The sequence below is a fragment of the Halanaerobium praevalens DSM 2228 genome (genome assembly GCF_000165465.1).
In the GTDB taxonomy this organism is placed as follows: domain Bacteria; phylum Bacillota; class Halanaerobiia; order Halanaerobiales; family Halanaerobiaceae; genus Halanaerobium; species Halanaerobium praevalens.
Genome location: NC_017455.1, coordinates 1,313,856 through 1,332,588 on the forward strand (window position 1 = coordinate 1,313,856; position 18,733 = coordinate 1,332,588).

Genomic DNA, 18,733 nt, shown 5'->3' on the forward strand with positions numbered 1-18,733 from the left:
TAACTTAACTAATTTCACAGTTGCTCATTATTTCCCACTCCTACAGCTAAACATAAAATTTGCTAAAATTATAAATAATCAACTTAATATTAATTATACCTTCTTTTGACAGAATAATCAACTTTTTAATAAAATTAAAAAATATTATTTTAATCAATTAAATTTAGTTTTAAAATTGATTATTTAACTCAAATTTATTTTTATTATAAATTTTTTAATAAATCTTCTTTTATCTTATTTGCAGTAGGAGTAGCTGCTAGTCCAGCTTGAGAAGTTTCTTTTAAAGAAGAAGGAAGAGCATCACCAATTTTTTTCATTGCTACTATAACCTCATCAACTGGAATTACACTTTCTACTCCAGCTAAGGCCATTTCGGCAGCTGTCAGAGCATTACTACTGCCAATAGTATTTCTTTTAATACAGGGAACCTCAACTAAACCTGCAACTGGATCACAAACTAAGCCTAATAAATTTTTAAGTGCTATAGCAGCAGCTGATGCAACTTGAGCTTTAGTTCCGCCTAGCAAATATGTAATAGCAGCAGCAGTCATACTAGAAGCAGAACCACATTCAGCCTGACAACCACCTGCAGCTCCAGAAACTGAGGCTTGTTTGGCAATTACAATTCCAAAACCAGATGCTACAAATAAAGCATCTATAATTTGTTTTTCACTACAGTCATGCTCAGCTGCAATTGTTGTTAAACTCCCTGGTAAAATCCCACAAGAACCAGCAGTTGGACAAGCAACAATTTTTCCCATAGCAGCATTTAATTCAGATACAGCCAAAGTATTAGCAATTATTTTGGAAAAAAGATCACCAGCAATCGATTTACCTGCTTTTCTTGCCTTTTCTACTTTTTGAGCATCTCCTCCAGTTAAACCACTCATAGAACTAATATCTTCAGTTAGGCCTTTTTTAATTGATTGACGCATTACTTTTAAACTTTCTGCCATCTTATTTCTTATTTCTTTTTCACTTTTGTCAGTTAATGCTTTTTCTCTATTAATAACAACTTGAGCTAAAGAACTACTATTTTTTTCCGCTATTGCAATTAATTCTGCTATTGTTTTAAAATCTTCCATTTTTAGCCTCCTAAACTAGTGGTTTAACTAATTTTATATTATTAATTCCAGGTATATCACTTAATAATTTTAAAATATGTTTTTCTACTTTTTGATCTAAATTAATAATTGCTGTAGCTTGGCTTCCTTTTTCTTTTCTTAAAACTTCCATTTCAGCAATATTTAAATTATAGATTTGTAAAATTTCAGAAATTTTAGCAATTAAACCTGGCTTATCACTATGAAAAGTAATTAAAGTATAATATTCTCCTTTTAATTTAACTTCTGTTCCATTGAGCTCACTTACAATAATATTTCCTCCTCCAATCGAAGAAGCAACTATTGTAGTTTCGATTTCATCTTGATCAATAATTTCTAATTTCATCGTATTTGGGTGGACATCATCTAAATCAGCTGGAAAAAATTCAAAACTAAAACCTTCTGCTTTTGCTAGCTTAAATGATTCTTTAATTTTACTATCATCAGTTTTTAGGCCAAGTAAACCTCCAATAATAGCTTTATCTGTTCCATGACCTTGATAAGTTTCTTTAAAAGACCCATGAAAATAAATTTTTACTTCTTTAAGTTGATTATCAACAATTTCTTTAGCCAAATTGCCAATTCTAACAGCACCTGCAGTATGAGAACTAGATGGTCCAATCATTACTGGACCAATAATATCAAAAGCACTCAAATTATTCATTTAAACACCACCTGAAGTTAAAATTTTCAAACAATTTCTTCAAAAAAATATTTAATTATTACAATTATATTGTAAATAATCAATTATCAATTGTCAAGCTTAGATATCTTTTCCATTAATAGGTTAAGCAATTTTATTAATCTCTGCACTATTTTCAATAAAAGTACAGAGATTGATAAGAGATATAATCTCTAAAAATTATTAATCTTGATCAAAATTAAAGTTAGAAATAATTTTATTTAATTTAATAACTATTGTTACTAATTGTTCTGCTGATTCAACTATTATTTTAGTAGAGGCTGCCTGTTCTTCACTGGAAGCTGCAACTTCTTCTGCTCTTTCGTTTGCTCCTAATTTTTCTATTTCATTTTTATTTACTTGTTTATAAACTTCGCATTCAGTACAATCATCATATTCTTCAGTTTTAATTTTAGGACAGTGAACTTCTTTGCCAAACTCTGGAGCATAAGAACCTACATCAAACCAACAGGTTACATTATTATGAGCAAAATCAGGACAATCTTCTTTACAATCAATAATTTCTGAACAATTAACTGTTTTAATAGGATAATAAACATTTAGATTACCTAAAGCTAGGGCAGCAAACATAGATTCAAACTTTTCTAAAGGATTAAAAATTTTCTTTGCCACTAAAAAGACAATAAAACAAGTTAAAATAATTCCAATTACAGCAAAAATCACAACATTTCTTGCTAAAATATTCAACTTATTTACAATCTGACTGCGATTAAAAACAGCTTTAAAATAACCACTTATTTCTCCTTTATAATCTTTAAATGGCATTAAAAGTAGATTATGATCTCCTCTATTTTCAATTATTATTTCTCCAGTTTTTAATCTTACCAGTAAATTATTATCTATCTCATAAGGATCACTCTTTTCTGTACTTGCTATCCAATTTGTTTTATTATCTAAACTTTAACTCTATTTTATAAAATAGAGTTATTATTATAATTAAACTTGATTAATAAAATTTTTAGTGAAAAATTACACAAATAGCTTGACATTGAAATCTGTTATGATAAAATTATTTATGTTGAGTAAAACACTCATAATTAAAAAGAAACTAAATAACACTATAAGGAGATGTTTACTAATGAAATCATTTTTAATTCCCAGAGAAATTCATTTTGAAGAAGGTGCCTTAGATTATTTATCGACTTTAGATGCTAAAAAGGCAGCTATTGTAACTGATGAAGGTGTTATGGAAGATTTAGGCTTTTTAGCAAAAACTAAAGCGAAATTTGCTGAAGCTAATATAGAAACAATTGTAATTGATGATGTTGAGGCTAACCCCTCTGTTAAAACAGTATTAAGAGGTAAAAAAGATATGTTAGAATTTGAACCTGACTTAGTAGTTGCTCTTGGTGGTGGTTCAACTATGGATGCTGCTAAAATAATGTGGGCTTTTTATGAACATCCAGACTTAGAATTTGAAGATATTATTGAAGTTGGTTCAATGCCTAAATTAAGGAATAAAGCTAAATTTATAGCGATTCCTTCTACTAGTGGAACTGCTTCGGAAATTACAGCTTTTTCTGTAATTACAGATACTAAAAAGAAAATTAAATACCCAATTGTATCTCCCGAAATAGTACCTGATGCAGCAATTATTGATCCTCAAATTCCAGCTACAATGCCACCTCAAATTACTGCTAATACAGGAATGGATGTTTTAGCTCATGCAGTTGAATCATTTACTTCTACTAATGCTAGTGATTATACAGATGCTTTAGCTTTAAAAGCAATAGAAATGGTTTTTGAATATTTACCACGTGCTTATAAAGATGGTGATGATATGGAAGCTAGAGAAAAAATGCATAATGCATCTACAATTGCCGGAATGGCCTTCTCTAATTCTTCTTTAGGAATTATCCATAGTTTAGCCCATAAAATTGGTGGGGAATTCTATATTACTCACGGTTTGGCTAATGCAATCTTATTACCTTATGTAATAGAATTTAACTATCAAGCAGCAGAAGCTAAATTCAAAACTATAGAAAAAAATCTAGGTATTAAAAGCTTAGCTGATTCGATTCGTGAATTAAATCAAAGTTTAGATATTCCAGCTTCTTTTGCTGAAATTGAAAATGCTGAATATAATGCTGACGAATTTGAAGCTATTTTAGATAGAATGTCTGAAAATGCTCACCAAGATCCTTGTACTTTAACTAATCCTAAAGAACCCACAGTAAAAGATATGAAAACAATCTATAAAAATGCATTTTATGGTGAATAATAATTAAAAAAATAATTACTACCCCCTACTAATTTTAAGCAAAGTTAGTAGGGGTTTTTCTATTTTAAAGTTGATTTTAAAAGCTAATATGTTACAATATTTTTAATAAAACTAAGATTAAATTTTTAGTTAATATTAGTGAGAGTGAGGCAAATATTATGTACTTAGATTTTTTGATTTCTCTAATTATTTTTACAATTATTTATTTTATCCTACTTTATTCAACCAGATTTATTTTAAAAGATTTAAGTGAAAGAAGATATAAACAGATTCGTGAAAATCTCAAAATACCTCTATTACTTTTGATGCTCAATTCTGCTCTTTTAATCCCTTTTTATTATTTAGAACAGACTAATCATCTCTTAAATATTTTAAATCATTTTTTGAGGATTAGCCTTATTTTTCTGAGCAGCTGGTTTATTATTCGCTTAATGCATTTAATCAGGCTTTATCTTGATGATACTCACAGAATAGATGCTAGTAATAATTTAAAGGCTCGCAAAATTCATACTCAATATAGAATTTTAGAAAGAGTATTTAAAGTTTTAATTATTTTTATTGCAATTGCAGCTGCTTTAATGACTTTTGATTCAATCAAAAAAATTGGAATCAGTCTTTTTGCTTCAGCTGGAGTAGCAAGTATTATAATTGGTTTTTCAGCTCAAAAAATTATTGCTTCTATAATTGCGGGTATTCAATTAGCTATTGCCCAACCAATTAGAGTTCAAGATGTTGTAATTGTAAATGGTGAATGGGGCTGGATTGAAGAGATAAATTTAACTTATGTAGTTGTTAAAGTCTGGGATCGCAGAAGATTAGTAGTACCTACTACTTATTTTATTGATAATATCTTTCAAAATTGGACCAGAAAATCGTCTTTTATTTTAGGAACAGTTTTTTTATATACTGATTATACAATCTCTGTAGATGCAATTAGAGAGGAATTAGATCACTTACTGTCTGAAAATACTCTGTGGGATGGTAAAGTTAAAGTTGTACAGGTTACAGATGCTAGTCCCAAAACAATGGAACTCAGAATTTTAGTTAGTGCAGAAGATTCACCAACTGCTTGGGAATTAAGAGTGTATTTGCGTGAAAAATTAATTAAATTTATTCAAAAAAATTATCCAGAAAGTTTACCCAAAACTAGAATTGAATTCCCAGAAAATCAATAAATATTTAGAATACATAATAAGCACCTTAGTAGATGATTTCAACTATCTAATAAGGTGCTAATAGTTATTTTAAAGCTTATTTTCTTTTATTATTTTATCCAAAAAATCTTGGCCATAACGATCAAATTTCACTTCTCCTACCCCACTAACTGTTAACATTTCAGTTTTGGTTTGAGGTGAAATTCTACACATATCTTTTAGAGTACTATCGTGAAAAATAATATAAGGTGGTACTTCTTCTTTTTGAGCAATTTTTTGGCGTAAATCTTTTAGGACTAAAAAGAGTTCACTATCTTCACTTACTTTTTCTTGACCTTTTTCTATTCTTTTTGCAACTTTAAGTTCACCATTTAAAATTTTATATGATTTTTTATTTAATTTTAAGAGAGGATATTTAGCCCCTGATTGACTAAGATAGTTATCTGCAATTAATAAGTTAATTAAATTTTTAATTTCTTTAATTGTATAATCAGGCATAATATTATAAGTTGAGAGTGAATCAAAATTTGATTCTAAAATTTTTTGACTTTTTGAGCCAGCAAGTACTTTTGCTGTAACGGTAATTCCCCATCTTTGTTCTAATCTATATACACAAGATAATATTTTTTGAGCTTCGACTGTAATATCAGCTAAATCCCGCTGATCATTACAATTAGTACAATTATCACAGCTTTTTTTAGCTTGATTGTCACCAAAATAATTTAGAATATATGAGCGTAAACATTGACTTGTATGACAATAATCTACCATCTGCTGTAATTTATTTAAATGTTCTTCTTTTCTTTTGGCTGTTGATGCTACCTGTTCAATTAGAAATTTTTGAATATGTTTATCTCCAGGTGAATAAAGTAAAACACAATCAGCTGGCTCACCATCTCTACCAGCACGTCCAGCTTCTTGGTAATATGATTCCATATTTTTAGGCATATTATAGTGAATAACAAAGCGAACGTTTGATTTATCAATTCCCATTCCAAAAGCATTTGTAGCAACTACAAGTTTAATTTTATCATAGATAAAATCTTCTTGAGCCAAAGTCCTCTCCTCTTCACTTAGACCAGCGTGATATGGAGCAATTTGATAATCTAAATTAGCAAGTAATTTATAAATTCTATTTACTTCTTTTCTAGTGGCTGCATAAATTATACCAGATTCTTTAGAATTAACTTCTAAATAGTCTTTTAAAAATTGATCTTTATCTACTGCCTTTTTCAGTTTAAAGCTTAAATTAGATCTATCAAAACCAGTGGCATAAATATTAGGTGAATCCATTTTAAGTTGTTGACTAATATCATTTTTAACGGCTGGAGTAGCAGTTGCTGTAAAAGCAGTTAAAATCGGTCGAGGATTTAATTGTTCTACAACCTGAGAAATATTTAAATAACTAGGTCTAAAATCATGGCCCCACTGAGAAACACAGTGAGCTTCATCGACAGCAATCATTGCTATTTTAAGCTTTTTTAGGAATTTAATAAATCTAAAAGAATTTAATCTTTCTGGAGCTATATAAAGTAACTTATATTGTCCTGAAGCTGCTTTTTTTAATCTTTTTTGTAATTCTTTTTCTCTAATTGAACTATTAATATAAGTTGCTTTAATCCCCATTTCTTTTAAGGCATCTACTTGATCTTTCATTAAAGAAATTAAAGGTGAAATAACTATTGTTAGGCCTGAAAATACAAGGGATGGTAATTGATAACAGAGAGATTTACCAGAACCAGTTGGCATAACTACAGTTGTATCTTTTTGATTTAAAATACTTTCTATAACTTCTTTTTGACCTTTTCTAAAAGAACTAAATCCATAATATTTTTCTAAAAGGTGATTAATCTTTGAGCACATAAAAAATCCTTTCTCTTTTTGTTACTTTATTTTGTTTAATCAATTTGAAATCAAATAATATTTTAAATTATTATAACATATTTTTTTAGATAAAAACAGCTAAACCCAGCTATAAAAATAACTGGGCTTAACTTCTTAATCTATTTTTCAAGCAATTTTAATCCTATAATTTTCAAAGAGAGCATTTAATTTTGCCATTTTTTTTGGAGAAGGTGGTTTAACTGCTGCTAACTTATATTCTAAACCTAGCTTTTCCCATTTGTGTTTTCCTAATTCATGGTAAGGCAGCAGCTCAACTTTTTCTAAATATTTTTTTTGACTCAAAAATTTAGCTAATTTCTTTATTTCTGCTATTTGATCTGTAATTTGAGGTACTATTACCTGTCTTACCCAATAAGGTTTTTTAGCCTTTTCTAAAAGCTCAATAACTGCTAATGTTTTTTGGTTACTAACTCCAGTTAATTCTTGATGGATAGAGTTATTAAAACTTTTAATATCGATTAAAACTAAATCTAAATAGGCTAAAAACTTTTTGAATTGCTCAATTTCTACAAAACCTGAAGTATCAAGAGCAGTATGAAGATTTTCAGCTTTTGCTTTTTTGAGTAAGTCTAGAGTAAATTCAGGTTGCATAGTTGGCTCTCCACCTGAAATTGTTAGTCCTCCGCCAGCACCTTCTAAATATGGTTTTATTTTAATTATTTTTTTAATTAAAGTTGAAGTTGAAACTTTTGTACCTGCTTTTAATTTCCAAGTGTCAGGATTATGACAATATTGACATCGCAGTGGACAACCTTGGGTAAAAACTACAAAACGAATTCCTGGGCCATCAACTGTCCCTAAACTCTCTAATGAATGAATATAACCTTCAGTCATCATGGCCTCCTTTTTTATTAGATCCCCTCATGGAAAGTCCGAGCAATAACTTCTTGCTGTTGTTCAGCAGTTAGTTTAATAAAGTTAACTGCATAACCAGATACTCTAATAGTTAATTGGGGATATTCTTCTGGATGCTCAACTGCAGCAAGTAGAGTTTCTCTTTTTAAAACATTAACATTTAAATGATGTGCACCTTGTTTAAAATAGCCATCTAAAATTGAACTGAGATTATGCTGCTGGGCAGTTTCTGTTTTACCAAGGGCCTCAGGCACTATAGAAAAGGTATTAGAAATTCCATCTTGACAATATTGATAAGGAATTTTAGCAACTGAATTTAAAGAAGCTAAAGCTCCAGAATTATCACGTCCATGCATTGGATTAGCGCCTGGTGCAAAAGCTTCTCCCTTAGCTCTACCATCAGGTGTGGCCCCAGTTTTTTTACCATAAACTACATTTGAAGTAATTGTTAAAACAGAAAGTGAATGAATAGCATCCCGATAAAGTTGATGCTGTTTTAATTTATTAATAAACAGTTTAACTACTTTAACTGCTAATTGATCAACTCGATCATCATCATTACCATATTTGGGAAAATCACCTTTAATTTCAAAATCAACAATTAATCCCTCTTGGTTTCTAATGGCTTTAACTTCTGCATATTTAATTGCACTTAAAGAGTCAGCAATAATAGATAATCCTGCTACTCCAAAGCCCATTATTCGACTCACATGTGTATCATGAAGAGCCATCTGTACTGCTTCATAAGCATATTTATCATGCATATAATGAATGATATTTAAGGCATCTACATACTTTTTACTTAACCAATCAAGAAAGCGATCAAAATTTTCCAGTACCTCATCATATTCTAAGATATCTTTTTGATATGATTTAAACTCAGGTCCAACTTGCTCGCCACTGATTTCATCTTTACCACCATTTAGAGAATAAAGTAAAGTCTTAGGTAAATTACATCTAGCTCCAAAATATTGAATATCTTTACCTGGAGTCATTGCTGATACACAACAGGCAATACCATAATCATCAGAGAAGTTTAGGCGCATTAAATCGTCATTTTCATACTGGAGAGAACTTGTATCTTTAGAAACTTGACTGCAATAATTTTTAAAAGCTTCAGGTAATTTTTCTGACCATAAAATAGTTGAATTGGGTTCTGGAGCTGGCCCTAAATTATAAAGTGTATTTAAAATTCTATAACTAGTTTTGCTAACCAAAGGCCTGGTATCTATTCCAATTCCACCTAAAACAATTGTAACCCAGAGTGGATCTCCACTAAAAAGTTCATTATAGGAAGGAGTTCTTAGCTGTCTAGCTAATCTTAATTTAATTACAAAATCATCAATTATTTCTTGAGCTTCTTTTTCAGTTAAAATTCCAGCTTCAATATCTTTTTCAAAATAAATATCAAAGAATTCTGCTATACGCCCAAATGACATTGCTGCTCCATTGTTTTCTTGAATAGCAGCTAAATAACCAAGATAAGTCCATTGAACGGCTTCTTGAGCATTTTTAGCTGGTTTTGAAAGGTCAAAACCATAACTTTTACCCAATTGCTTTAATTTTTTAAGTGCTTTTAGCTGTTCACTTACTTCTTCTCTTAAGCGAATTGTTTTTTCAGTCATTGGACTTTTTAAATTAGCTTTATCTTCTTTTTTAGCTTCAATTAATTTATCTACTCCATAAAGAGCTATTCGTCTATAATCACCAATAATTCTACCTCGACCATAAGCATCTGGTAAACCACTGATAACTCCCGAACGTCTAATAGCTCTAATTTCTGGTGTATAAGCATCATAAACTCCATCATTATGAGTTTTTCTATATTTAGTAAATATCTCATCAATTTCAGGATCAACTTTTTGGCCATAAGCTGCAGCTGCCTGCCGAGCCATTCTAATCCCACCATAAGTATTTAAAGTTCTTTTTAAAGGTTGATCAGTTTGCAGCCCTACAATTATTTCTTTTTCTTGGTCCAAATAACCAGGATCATAAGCATTAATATCTGCTACTGTTTTAGTATCAATTGCTAAAACTCCATTATTTTCTCTTTCTGCCTTTAACAACTCAGAACTTTGCTGCCAAAGTTCTCTAGTCCTTTTAGTAGCTTTTTTGAGAAAATCAGCTCCACCTGTATAAGGACTATAATTTTCTTGAACAAAATTTCTAACATCAATTTCTTCTTGCCATCTCTTACCCTTAAAATTAGATCTAGTGAAATTCATTAAAATTCCTCCTTTTAGTCTTATAAGCTTATAGGCTGTTCAAAAAGATTATGAAATATAATAATTATTAAATAAAGATTATTTAATTTATTTTAAATCTTTTTAATTTAAATCCAAGCTAATCTTAGCAAAATGACAGCCAATCGTCAAATCTTGAGTTCTTTACTATGCTTAATTTAAGCTCTTAATTGCATATTAAATAATATTTACTAACTTTAAGTCTAAATTTTAGTAGAAAACAAAAAAATCGCCCCCTGAATAAAATAAAGTTCTAATATCCAGGCGGGCGATTAATTAAAGATTATATTCCCCTATGGTTAAATCCATATTTATCCGCCAGTCATATAATCTATTTATTTAAGTTTTAAATTACATCTATAGTCTAGCAGATAATAATTTGCTTGTCAAATAGTTAATCTAAAATCTAATTAATAAATTTAAATTTCAGCTGCTACTCGGCAGAGTGCTGCCTCTGCTTTTATTTTGAGTGGAAAAATTAAAATTCTAAAAGAATCATAGTCAGCTAATTGGTCTAAATTACAGAGGTTTTCTAAAATGAAAATATCACTTTTGAATAATTTTTTGTGAATTTTAAAAGGGCTATAATCAGGTGAGGGTATGTCAAATCCTAAAATTTTAATTTCTTTGGCAATTAATAAATCTGCCAATTCTTCACTAATTACCGGATAATTTTTATAATAATTTTCTTTATTATAGTTTTGAGCAAAACCTGTATTAAAAATTACTATATCATCTTTTTCAATTTGGCTTTTATATCTTTCTTTGAGGCTAATTATGTTCTCTGCTTCTGTTTTAAATATTTTTGCTTTACCACTTAATAAAGAAAGATCAATATCAGCTATCTCTTTTTGATCTGCAACCATATGAGCTGGTAAATCAAGATGAGTTCCTGTATGCATACTGATTTTTAAACTATGACTGCAATAACCATCTTTAGTCAAGTTTTTAGTCTCTTTAAGTTCTACTTCTAAATCACCAGGATAAACAGGCATTGAATTAGTTATAGTTTGGCTTAAATCAATTAATTTTTTCATCTGCCACCTCAATTCTTATTTTTAAAAAAAATGCCTCTAAAAAAATAACTATTTACGCAGAGTTGCCTTTAAGCGTCTAGGATGAGCAAGTATTTCAAAAACATCATTAATCTTATGACAGAGCATTGCTGCACCTAAAAATGCTTCTCTAGCTGCACCTTCTGGACCTAAAACTGCTATTCCGAGTTCTGCATTTTTAAGCATCTGAGCATCATTATTCCCATTACCAACTGCGATAACTGATTTTCTACCTAGATTTTCAACAAAATCTGCTTTAAATCTACTCCCATTATCAGTATCAATAATAACTAATTCTGCCTTTAAATCTTTTAATAATTCTGCTGCTGTGCCAAAAGTATCAGCCGTTAAAATATAAATCTCAAAATTTTTAGCTAAATCATTAATCCCCTTTTTTACTCCTTTAATTAGACTCCCATCACAAGCCAGAGTCCCATTTAAGTCAAAAACAATTTTATTTACTCTTAAATTTTTACAACCTGGTATTTTTAAGCTTAGCATATTTACTCCTTTCTTAATTACTTTGTTATTTATATATTTGCAGAAGTATTTAATTTCTCCTTCTTAAAAATTAATTTTTTAAATAGTTAAAAGATATTTTTTTTTATTTTTTTTAATTATCTCACTTTCAACTTGATATACCTCTTTAATATTTTTAGATGTCAAAACTTCTTCTGCTTTTCCATAAGCATACACTTTTTTTTGGTTTAATAAAAGACATTTATCAGTATAATTTAAAGCTAAATTTAAATCATGGAGCACCATAATTACAGTTAAATCTTTTTTATTGGCTAAGCTATTTAAAATTTTAATTAACTCTAACTGATGGTTAAGATCTAAGTTAGATGTTGGCTCATCCAAAATAATAAGTTCTGGTTTTTGAGCAAGAGCTCTGGCCAGCGAAACCTTTTGCTTTTCACCACCACTCAAATTTTGCAAATTTCTTTTACTTAAATTTTCAATACTTAATTTTGCCATAATTTCAGCTGCAATTTGATTGTCTTTTTGACTAATATTCCACTTAATATATGGTTTTCTTCCTAAAAGCACAAATTCTTTAACTGTTAAAGGAAAATTAATCTCTAAATTTTGAGGTACATAAGCAATTTCTTGGGCTAATAATTTAGGTTTATATTCTAAGAGAGATTTTTGCTTATAAAAAACATTAGCCTGCTGCTCTTTATAAATTTGAGCTAAACACTTAACTAAAGTTGATTTCCCCACTCCATTTGGACCTAAAACACTAATTATCTCTCCTTTTTTAACAGCAAAACTAATATTTTCTAATATTTTTTGATTACTATAACTAAAGTTTAAATCTTTAACCTGAAGTATCATAAACTATAACCTCTCTTTTTTAACAGCATATATAGAAAAAATGGAGCTCCTAAAAGTGAAGTAATAATCCCCACAGGTATTTCAGCTGGACTAATTATTGTTCGGGCTAAGGTATCAGCTGTAAGTAAAATAATAGCACCTAATAAAGCAGAAGCAAAAATCAAATAACGATTATCACTCCCAAAAATCATTCTGGATAGATGAGGAGCTATTAGCCCAATAAAAGCTATAATTCCTGTAAAAGAAACAACAATACTTGTTAATAAAGTAGCAATAATAGTTCCCTGACGCCGCAATTTTTTTACATTAACCCCCAAATTAAGAGCAATTTCTGCACCAGCATTTAAAGTATTAATATCCCAAGCTAAAAGAGCTAATAGATAGATTCCAATTAAAGCAGTAGGAGTTAAGACTAAAATATCAAGCCATTCTGCTCTAAATAAACCGCCAAGCAGCCAAATAGTTAAAGTACTTAATTCATCTTGGTCTGCAATATATTTAAAAAAAGATAAACCAGCAGAAAAAAGGTAACTTAAAGCTACTCCAGCTAAAATTATTGTTGTATTATTACTTTTTTCAGCTTTAGCAATCTGATTGATAATCAAAATAGTTATTAAAGCTATACTAAAAGATCCTAAAATCGTTAAAACAGAAAAATAATTATTAACTAAAACTGGATTTAAAAAACTTCTACCTAAAACAATTATTAAACCAGCTCCAAAGGCTGAACTAGCAGATATCCCTAAAGTATATGGACTTGCTAAAGGGTTTCTTAAAATTGACTGCATCACTGCTCCAGTAGCTCCCAAAATTAAACCTGCTAAAACTGCTAATAAAACTCGGGGTAATCTTATTTTTAAAATTATATTATCTAAATAAAGATCACTGCCAAAATTTTTAAAGTTAACTTTAGCTATTCCAGTATTTAAACTAAAAACAATTATCAGAAACAAAATTATAACTAATGCGCACAATAAACAATTTTTCTTAGTCAAAATATTTTCTTTAAATATTTTCATTGATTTCCCTACCCTATTAAAAATTATCAAGCAAAAACAGCTAAACTTTGATTAATTTAGCTGCTTTTAACTTTAAATTAGATTTTAAAAATTCTTGGATATTGCTATATTATAATTTCTACCAGGTCTTTCATCTTTGCCATTAAATGTGTAGTCTTGATCAAATAAATTATTGATTGCTAATTTTAGAGCAAGATCTGCTTTAATTTGTTTTTTAAGATTCCAATTAGTTATTAAATAGGAATCAATATTTTCAGCACCATCTTTTTTCTCACCTATATAGTTAAAGTTTAAGCTAGAAATTATATCTTTTTGCTGATAAACAAGTTCTAGCCCAGCTTTAGAATAAGGACGGTCATCTAAGCGCTGATCATCTTCATTTCGAGCATCTAAATAACTATAATTAAAAGCTGCAGCAAATAAACTATTAATTCTTTTACTTAATTTAAATTCTATCCCTGTAAATACTGCTTCATTCAGGTTAACCTTTAATTTTTCATTACTGCTAATTTTTTTATAATCAATCAAATCTTCTACATCTCTTTTAAAAATACTAATTTCAGATTTTAAACCTCTGTTATTATATTTAAATCCTGTTTCATAAGCAATTGCCTTTTCTGGTTTTAAATCGGGATTACCAATCATATAATTGCTTCTCATTTTTGTTCGAGGTAAATAAAGCTCACTAAAACTGGGGGCTCTATAGCTTTTAGCAATTGAAGCATAATAATTTAAATGAGAGTTTAATTTAGTTAAATAAGAAAGCTTAGGACTAGTTTCAGATCCATATTCCTCGTGGTGATCAAAACGTAAAGCTAAACCTATTTTTGATTTTTGATTTAAATTATAACTATCTTGGATAAAAAAAGCACTATTTAAATTTTGATGTTGATTATAGGTAGTGCTTTCAATTTTATTTTCACTAATTTCAAAGCCATATAAAAAAGTATGTTTTTGATAATAATTTTTTTTATCAAAGGTTAAGCCTAAACTGTTTGTTTCATGATTTTTATTGTCTTCATTTAGATCTTCATAACCTATATTTTCATTATTGTTATGATAAACCATTATTTGATAATCACTTTGATCAAAATTTCTTTTTAATTTTAAATTGAGATTAAAATCTTGACTAGAATGATCTGGCTCAGAAAGAATATCTTTATTAACTCCAGTTTCTGCTTCATTTAACTTAATTGAAGCGGTAATTGCTGTTTGAGGATTATATTGATAATTAAATTTAGTAAAAATATTCTGTTCATCTAATTTATTATCTAATATTGGAGAGTCCTCTGCCTGAAAACCATCAGTTTTTAAATCAGAATAAATTAAACTATAGGCAAGTTTTCCACTCTGATTACTATGACTTAGCAAATATTCTTGACTATTATAAGAACCAAATTTATATTTAATAGTTGTCATGGGCTCTAAAGATGCTTTTTTAGTAATAATATTAATAACTCCTCCCACAGCATTAGCACCATATAAAGCCGAAGCTGAACCTTTTAAAATTTCTACTTTTTCAATTATTTCAATTGGAAATCTGGCTAAATTAACCTTATTTGATTTACCACTATTAATACTTTGACCATCAAGTAAAACTAAAACTTGATTAGTATTAGCTCCTCTAAGTTTAAATTCTTTAGTCCCATTGCGTGAACTATAATCATATGTAAGTCCTAGTTTATTTCTCAGTATTTCAGCTAAATCACTAACATTTTCAGCTTCAATTTCTGCTGCAGTAACTGTCTCAACTAAAGCAGGTACATCAAGATAATTTTCTTCATATTTAGAGGCGGTTACTACCATTTCATCTAATTCTATTGCTTCAGTTTCAGCCTTAGCTGCTGTTATTCCTGTTCCTAAAATAAAACTCAAAAAGATAATTGTTACTATTATTATAATATTTATTTTTAAATACTTAATTTTAACCAACTCCTATTTTTTATAAATTACTGGTTCTACTTTATTTACTTCTAAAAACTCAGACAAAAGCTTAGTATAAATTTCATCTGGTTTTAGATCTTCAAACAATTCTGGATAAAAGAATTTTGCTAGATGTAAATCACCAATGACAGAAAATAAACCACTAAAAATATCCCAGCTAATAATTAAAATCCGATCATTTTGAGCAGCTTTAGTTAAATTAATAATATTCCTATTTTTAATTTTAGTATATAAAGCCTTCATTTCTGCCTGAGAAGAATTTCTAGCTGCTTGTTTCAAAATAATCTCTGGATCTTGTTTTAAGATAAATTCTCTAGCAACCTGAGGATAACTTCCTTTGAGTTCAGCACAAATATTTAAGCCACCATTTTCTGTTATTTTAAGTTGTGCCGTGGAAGTGGCTGAACCGGTTTTATAGGGTTTATTCCATTCCCAGTAAACTTTTACTTTTTCTGGCTGTTTTGCTTTTAAACGTTTTTTAATTAAATTTTTAAATTTTAAATTAAAATTATTTAAACGTTTAGCTCTTTCAGGACTATCAACTATTAAAGCAAAATTATTAATTATTTTTTTGACTCTTTTAGATTCAGAAGCCCGCTCCACAATTACAGGAATAGAAAATGAATTCATTTTTTTTATATCATCTTGCTGCAGCATTGTATCTCCAATCACTAAATCAGGCTGTAATTCTAAAATTGCTTCTAGCTGCAGGCTGTGAGAATTTTCAGCTACAACTAATATTTTTTTATTTTTTTGCTGAAGTAATTTATTAGCTCCACTTTTACGGTCCCAAGCAATAATTTTATCTCTAGCTCCTAAAGCAACTAATATCTCACTTAAAGAAGCACTTAAACAAACTATTTTTTTAACTGGCTTTTGCAGTTTTATTTTTTGACCTCTATAATCTGTAATTTCTATAAAATTATTCAGTTCTTGGTTTCCAATTGCTAGAGCTGGATTTACGAAGCTAAAAAATAATATTAAAATTAAACAGATTAATATTCCTTTTTTAAAAATTATTTTCACCTCCCTCTTTGAATTAGCTTTATCTTTTAAATACTAGCTCTTTTTAAAATTTTGAGCAGTATCAATATCTACAGAATAAGGTTTAATATCTAAAACTGGAGTTCTATTTATAGCATCAAGTCCTTTAACTTTAATAATATTTTCATTGATAGCTAATAATTTAACTGTTGTCACTCCGATTGGATTTGGCCTTCTGGGACTTCGTGACGCAAAAACTCCTCTTTCTCCTCCATATCTTCTTTTACCTATTAAATCAAAGCCTTTAGCTAAATGAAAAGCAAAAACCACCACTAAATAGTTACTTTCTTCTAATTTTTTTAGTCCCTTTAAATATTCTTCTTTAATCACAATCTCACTTACTTTTTTTCGCATTTCTTTAGGTACAGCTGCTTTGGAAAAAGAACTTTTTACCTCACCAATTTTATTAAATTCCATTTTTTCCCTCCTTAAATAATATTAGAATAAATTGCTGCTTGATGTTTATCAGTTTTTTTAAAAATTTCTGCTGCTGATCCTTTTTTAATGATCTTCCCCTTTTCCATTAAATAGACTTTGTCGGCTATTTTTTTAGCTAAGGCCAGATTGTGAGTTATATAGATCATTGAAAAACCATTCTGATTTTGTAACTCTTTCAGTTTTCTAATAATATTGGCTTGAATTGAAGGATCAAGCATTGAAGTTATCTCATCTGCAATTAATAAACTAGGTTCAGTTATTAAAGCTCTGGCAATTGCAATTCTTTGTCTTTGACCACCACTTAAATTTTTACAGGCTCTATTTAAAAATTCTTCTTGGGTGGGTAATTGGAGCTGTTTTAACAGCTGAACAGCTTTTTTCTTTCTTTGCTTTTTAGTTTTCCAGTTTAAGATAGTCAGCGGTTCTAAAATAACTTCTAAAACACTCAAGCGATCACTGGTAGCAGCAAAGGGATCTTGAAAGATCATTTGGACTCCCTTTCTTTGAGCAGTAGGCTTAATTTGAGAAATTTCTTGACCTCTAAAATTTATTTTCCCTTGATCAGCTTTTTCTATTCCTGCCAATAATTGAGCTAAGCTTGATTTACCAGAACCTGAATTACCAACTAAAACTAAAATTTCTCCACTCCTAATATTTAAATTAACCTTATTTACAGCTTTTATTTGATCACCCTGTTGATTATTATATGTTTTAGCAAGGTTAAAAGCCTCAAGCAGCTTAACAATTCCACCTCTATTACAAGCTACTCTGTGCTCCACACCAGTATATTTTAATTTTGGCTTAATTTCTTTACATTTTTCGAGATGCTGAGGACAGCGAGAATAAAAAGAGCAGCCTTTAGTTTTTTGATCAGTTTCTTGACTTTTAATTCCCCATAAATCTTTATAAGGAAATAAAGCAGGAGAAGAGTTGAGCAGTCCTCTTGTATAACAATGCTCTGGTTTAGCTATGACTTCTGCTGTACTACCAATTTCAACAAAATCACCTTGATACATTGTAATTAATTTAGAACTAAGTTTTTGGATTGTCTCCATTGAATGAGATACAACTAACATTGTTAAATTATATTTTTGCTTTAAATGATTAAGTAAAGCTATAATTTCTTTTTTATTAGCTGGATCCAAAGCAGTAGTTGGTTCATCAACTAATAAAATCTCTGGTTTACAAGCTAGGGCCATGGCAATTAAAACTTTTTGTCTCATCCCACCTGATAACTGATGTGGATAATAATTTTTCCATTTAGCTGCTAACCTTACCTGCCCTAAGAGCTTATCTATTTTTGGTTCCAATTGATTTTCAGAATAAATACAATGTCTTTTGATTACTTCTTCTAATTGTTCTTTGATAGTTAAAACTGGATTAAAAACAGCTAAAGAATTTTGAAAAACAAGAGCAATTTTTTGCCAGCGATAACTAAGTAATTTTCTGGCTTTTAAATCAAGCAAATTTTTATTTTGATAAAATATTTCCCCACTTATTTCTGCTTTTTTTAAAAGTCCCATAATACTAAGTAAAACTGAACTTTTACCTGAACCTGATTCGCCAATTAAACCAACACTACTTCCTTTTTTTATTTTTAAGGAAATATTATTGACTGCTTTTGTCAGCTGTTGACCAGAATTATAGCTAACAGATAAATTTTTGATTTCTAAAATAGTATTTTTATTTTCCATTTTAACTTCTCCTTATC

16 protein-coding genes and 1 riboswitch are annotated in these 18,733 nt (G+C 29.2%); of the genes, 2 read left to right on the plus strand and 14 right to left on the minus strand.

Annotated elements, in window-relative coordinates; translation table 11 throughout:
- Positions 1-203: 203 nt before the first annotated feature.
- The 3 genes from sdaAA to HPRAE_RS06110 form a co-directional block, all read right to left on the minus strand.
- Positions 204-1,085, minus strand: a complete 882-nt coding sequence (sdaAA, locus tag HPRAE_RS06100; RefSeq protein ID WP_014553352.1) for an L-serine ammonia-lyase, iron-sulfur-dependent, subunit alpha — start codon at positions 1,083-1,085, stop codon at positions 204-206.
- A gap of 10 nt (positions 1,086-1,095) precedes the next feature.
- Entirely contained in the window at positions 1,096-1,767 is a 672-nt protein-coding gene (gene sdaAB, locus HPRAE_RS06105; protein WP_014553353.1) for an L-serine ammonia-lyase, iron-sulfur-dependent subunit beta, read from the minus strand.
- Between the two features lie 201 nt (positions 1,768-1,968).
- Positions 1,969-2,571 carry a HAMP domain-containing protein gene (locus HPRAE_RS06110; RefSeq protein ID WP_041606956.1) on the minus strand — a complete coding sequence of 201 codons (603 nt, stop codon included), beginning with the start codon at positions 2,569-2,571 and terminating at the stop codon, positions 1,969-1,971.
- A gap of 313 nt (positions 2,572-2,884) precedes the next feature.
- Between HPRAE_RS06110 and HPRAE_RS06115 the strand changes: the two genes are divergently transcribed.
- Both HPRAE_RS06115 and HPRAE_RS06120 read left to right on the plus strand, forming a co-directional pair.
- Entirely contained in the window at positions 2,885-4,027 is a 1,143-nt protein-coding gene (locus tag HPRAE_RS06115) for an iron-containing alcohol dehydrogenase (RefSeq protein WP_014553354.1), read from the plus strand.
- Positions 4,028-4,185: 158 nt separating this feature from the next.
- On the plus strand, positions 4,186-5,202 hold the full coding sequence (locus tag HPRAE_RS06120) for a mechanosensitive ion channel family protein (protein ID WP_014553355.1): 1,017 nt from the start codon (positions 4,186-4,188) through the stop codon (positions 5,200-5,202).
- Between the two features lie 69 nt (positions 5,203-5,271).
- On the opposite strand, the gene recQ is transcribed toward HPRAE_RS06120, so the two are convergent.
- The 11 genes from recQ to HPRAE_RS06175 form a co-directional block, all read right to left on the minus strand.
- Positions 5,272-7,044 (minus strand): DNA helicase RecQ, encoded by a 1,773-nt coding sequence (gene recQ / locus HPRAE_RS06125; RefSeq protein WP_014553356.1) that lies wholly within the window; start codon positions 7,042-7,044, stop codon positions 5,272-5,274.
- A gap of 147 nt (positions 7,045-7,191) precedes the next feature.
- Positions 7,192-7,920, minus strand: coding sequence for a pyruvate formate-lyase-activating protein (gene pflA / locus HPRAE_RS06130; RefSeq protein ID WP_014553357.1), 729 nt, complete (start codon positions 7,918-7,920; stop codon positions 7,192-7,194).
- Between the two features lie 17 nt (positions 7,921-7,937).
- Positions 7,938-10,166, minus strand: a complete 2,229-nt coding sequence (gene pflB / locus HPRAE_RS06135; RefSeq protein WP_014553358.1) for a formate C-acetyltransferase — start codon at positions 10,164-10,166, stop codon at positions 7,938-7,940.
- 269 nt (positions 10,167-10,435) lie between these two features.
- A riboswitch (ZMP/ZTP riboswitch) is annotated at positions 10,436-10,520 on the minus strand.
- A gap of 83 nt (positions 10,521-10,603) precedes the next feature.
- Positions 10,604-11,221 carry a cyclase family protein gene (locus HPRAE_RS06140; protein ID WP_014553359.1) on the minus strand — a complete coding sequence of 206 codons (618 nt, stop codon included), beginning with the start codon at positions 11,219-11,221 and terminating at the stop codon, positions 10,604-10,606.
- Between the two features lie 48 nt (positions 11,222-11,269).
- Positions 11,270-11,740, minus strand: coding sequence for an HAD family hydrolase (locus HPRAE_RS06145; protein ID WP_014553360.1), 471 nt, complete (start codon positions 11,738-11,740; stop codon positions 11,270-11,272).
- A gap of 78 nt (positions 11,741-11,818) precedes the next feature.
- Positions 11,819-12,577, minus strand: coding sequence for an ABC transporter ATP-binding protein (locus tag HPRAE_RS06150; protein WP_014553361.1), 759 nt, complete (start codon positions 12,575-12,577; stop codon positions 11,819-11,821).
- A complete protein-coding gene (locus HPRAE_RS06155; RefSeq protein ID WP_014553362.1) occupies positions 12,574-13,596 on the minus strand; it encodes a FecCD family ABC transporter permease in 1,023 nt (340 codons plus the stop codon). Before HPRAE_RS06155 ends, HPRAE_RS06150 begins: the two co-directional genes overlap by 4 nt.
- An 84-nt stretch (positions 13,597-13,680) precedes the next feature.
- The gene (locus tag HPRAE_RS06160; protein WP_014553363.1) at positions 13,681-15,528 is read right to left on the minus strand and encodes a TonB-dependent receptor plug domain-containing protein; all 1,848 of its coding nucleotides are present in this window, start codon (positions 15,526-15,528) and stop codon (positions 13,681-13,683) included.
- Positions 15,529-15,531: 3 nt separating this feature from the next.
- Positions 15,532-16,566, minus strand: a complete 1,035-nt coding sequence (locus tag HPRAE_RS06165; RefSeq protein WP_014553364.1) for an ABC transporter substrate-binding protein — start codon at positions 16,564-16,566, stop codon at positions 15,532-15,534.
- Positions 16,567-16,599: 33 nt separating this feature from the next.
- Positions 16,600-17,001 carry a tRNA (N6-threonylcarbamoyladenosine(37)-N6)-methyltransferase TrmO gene (gene tsaA / locus HPRAE_RS06170; protein WP_014553365.1) on the minus strand — a complete coding sequence of 134 codons (402 nt, stop codon included), beginning with the start codon at positions 16,999-17,001 and terminating at the stop codon, positions 16,600-16,602.
- A gap of 11 nt (positions 17,002-17,012) precedes the next feature.
- A complete protein-coding gene (locus HPRAE_RS06175) occupies positions 17,013-18,716 on the minus strand; it encodes an ABC transporter ATP-binding protein (RefSeq protein ID WP_014553366.1) in 1,704 nt (567 codons plus the stop codon).
- Positions 18,717-18,733: the final 17 nt, after the last annotated feature.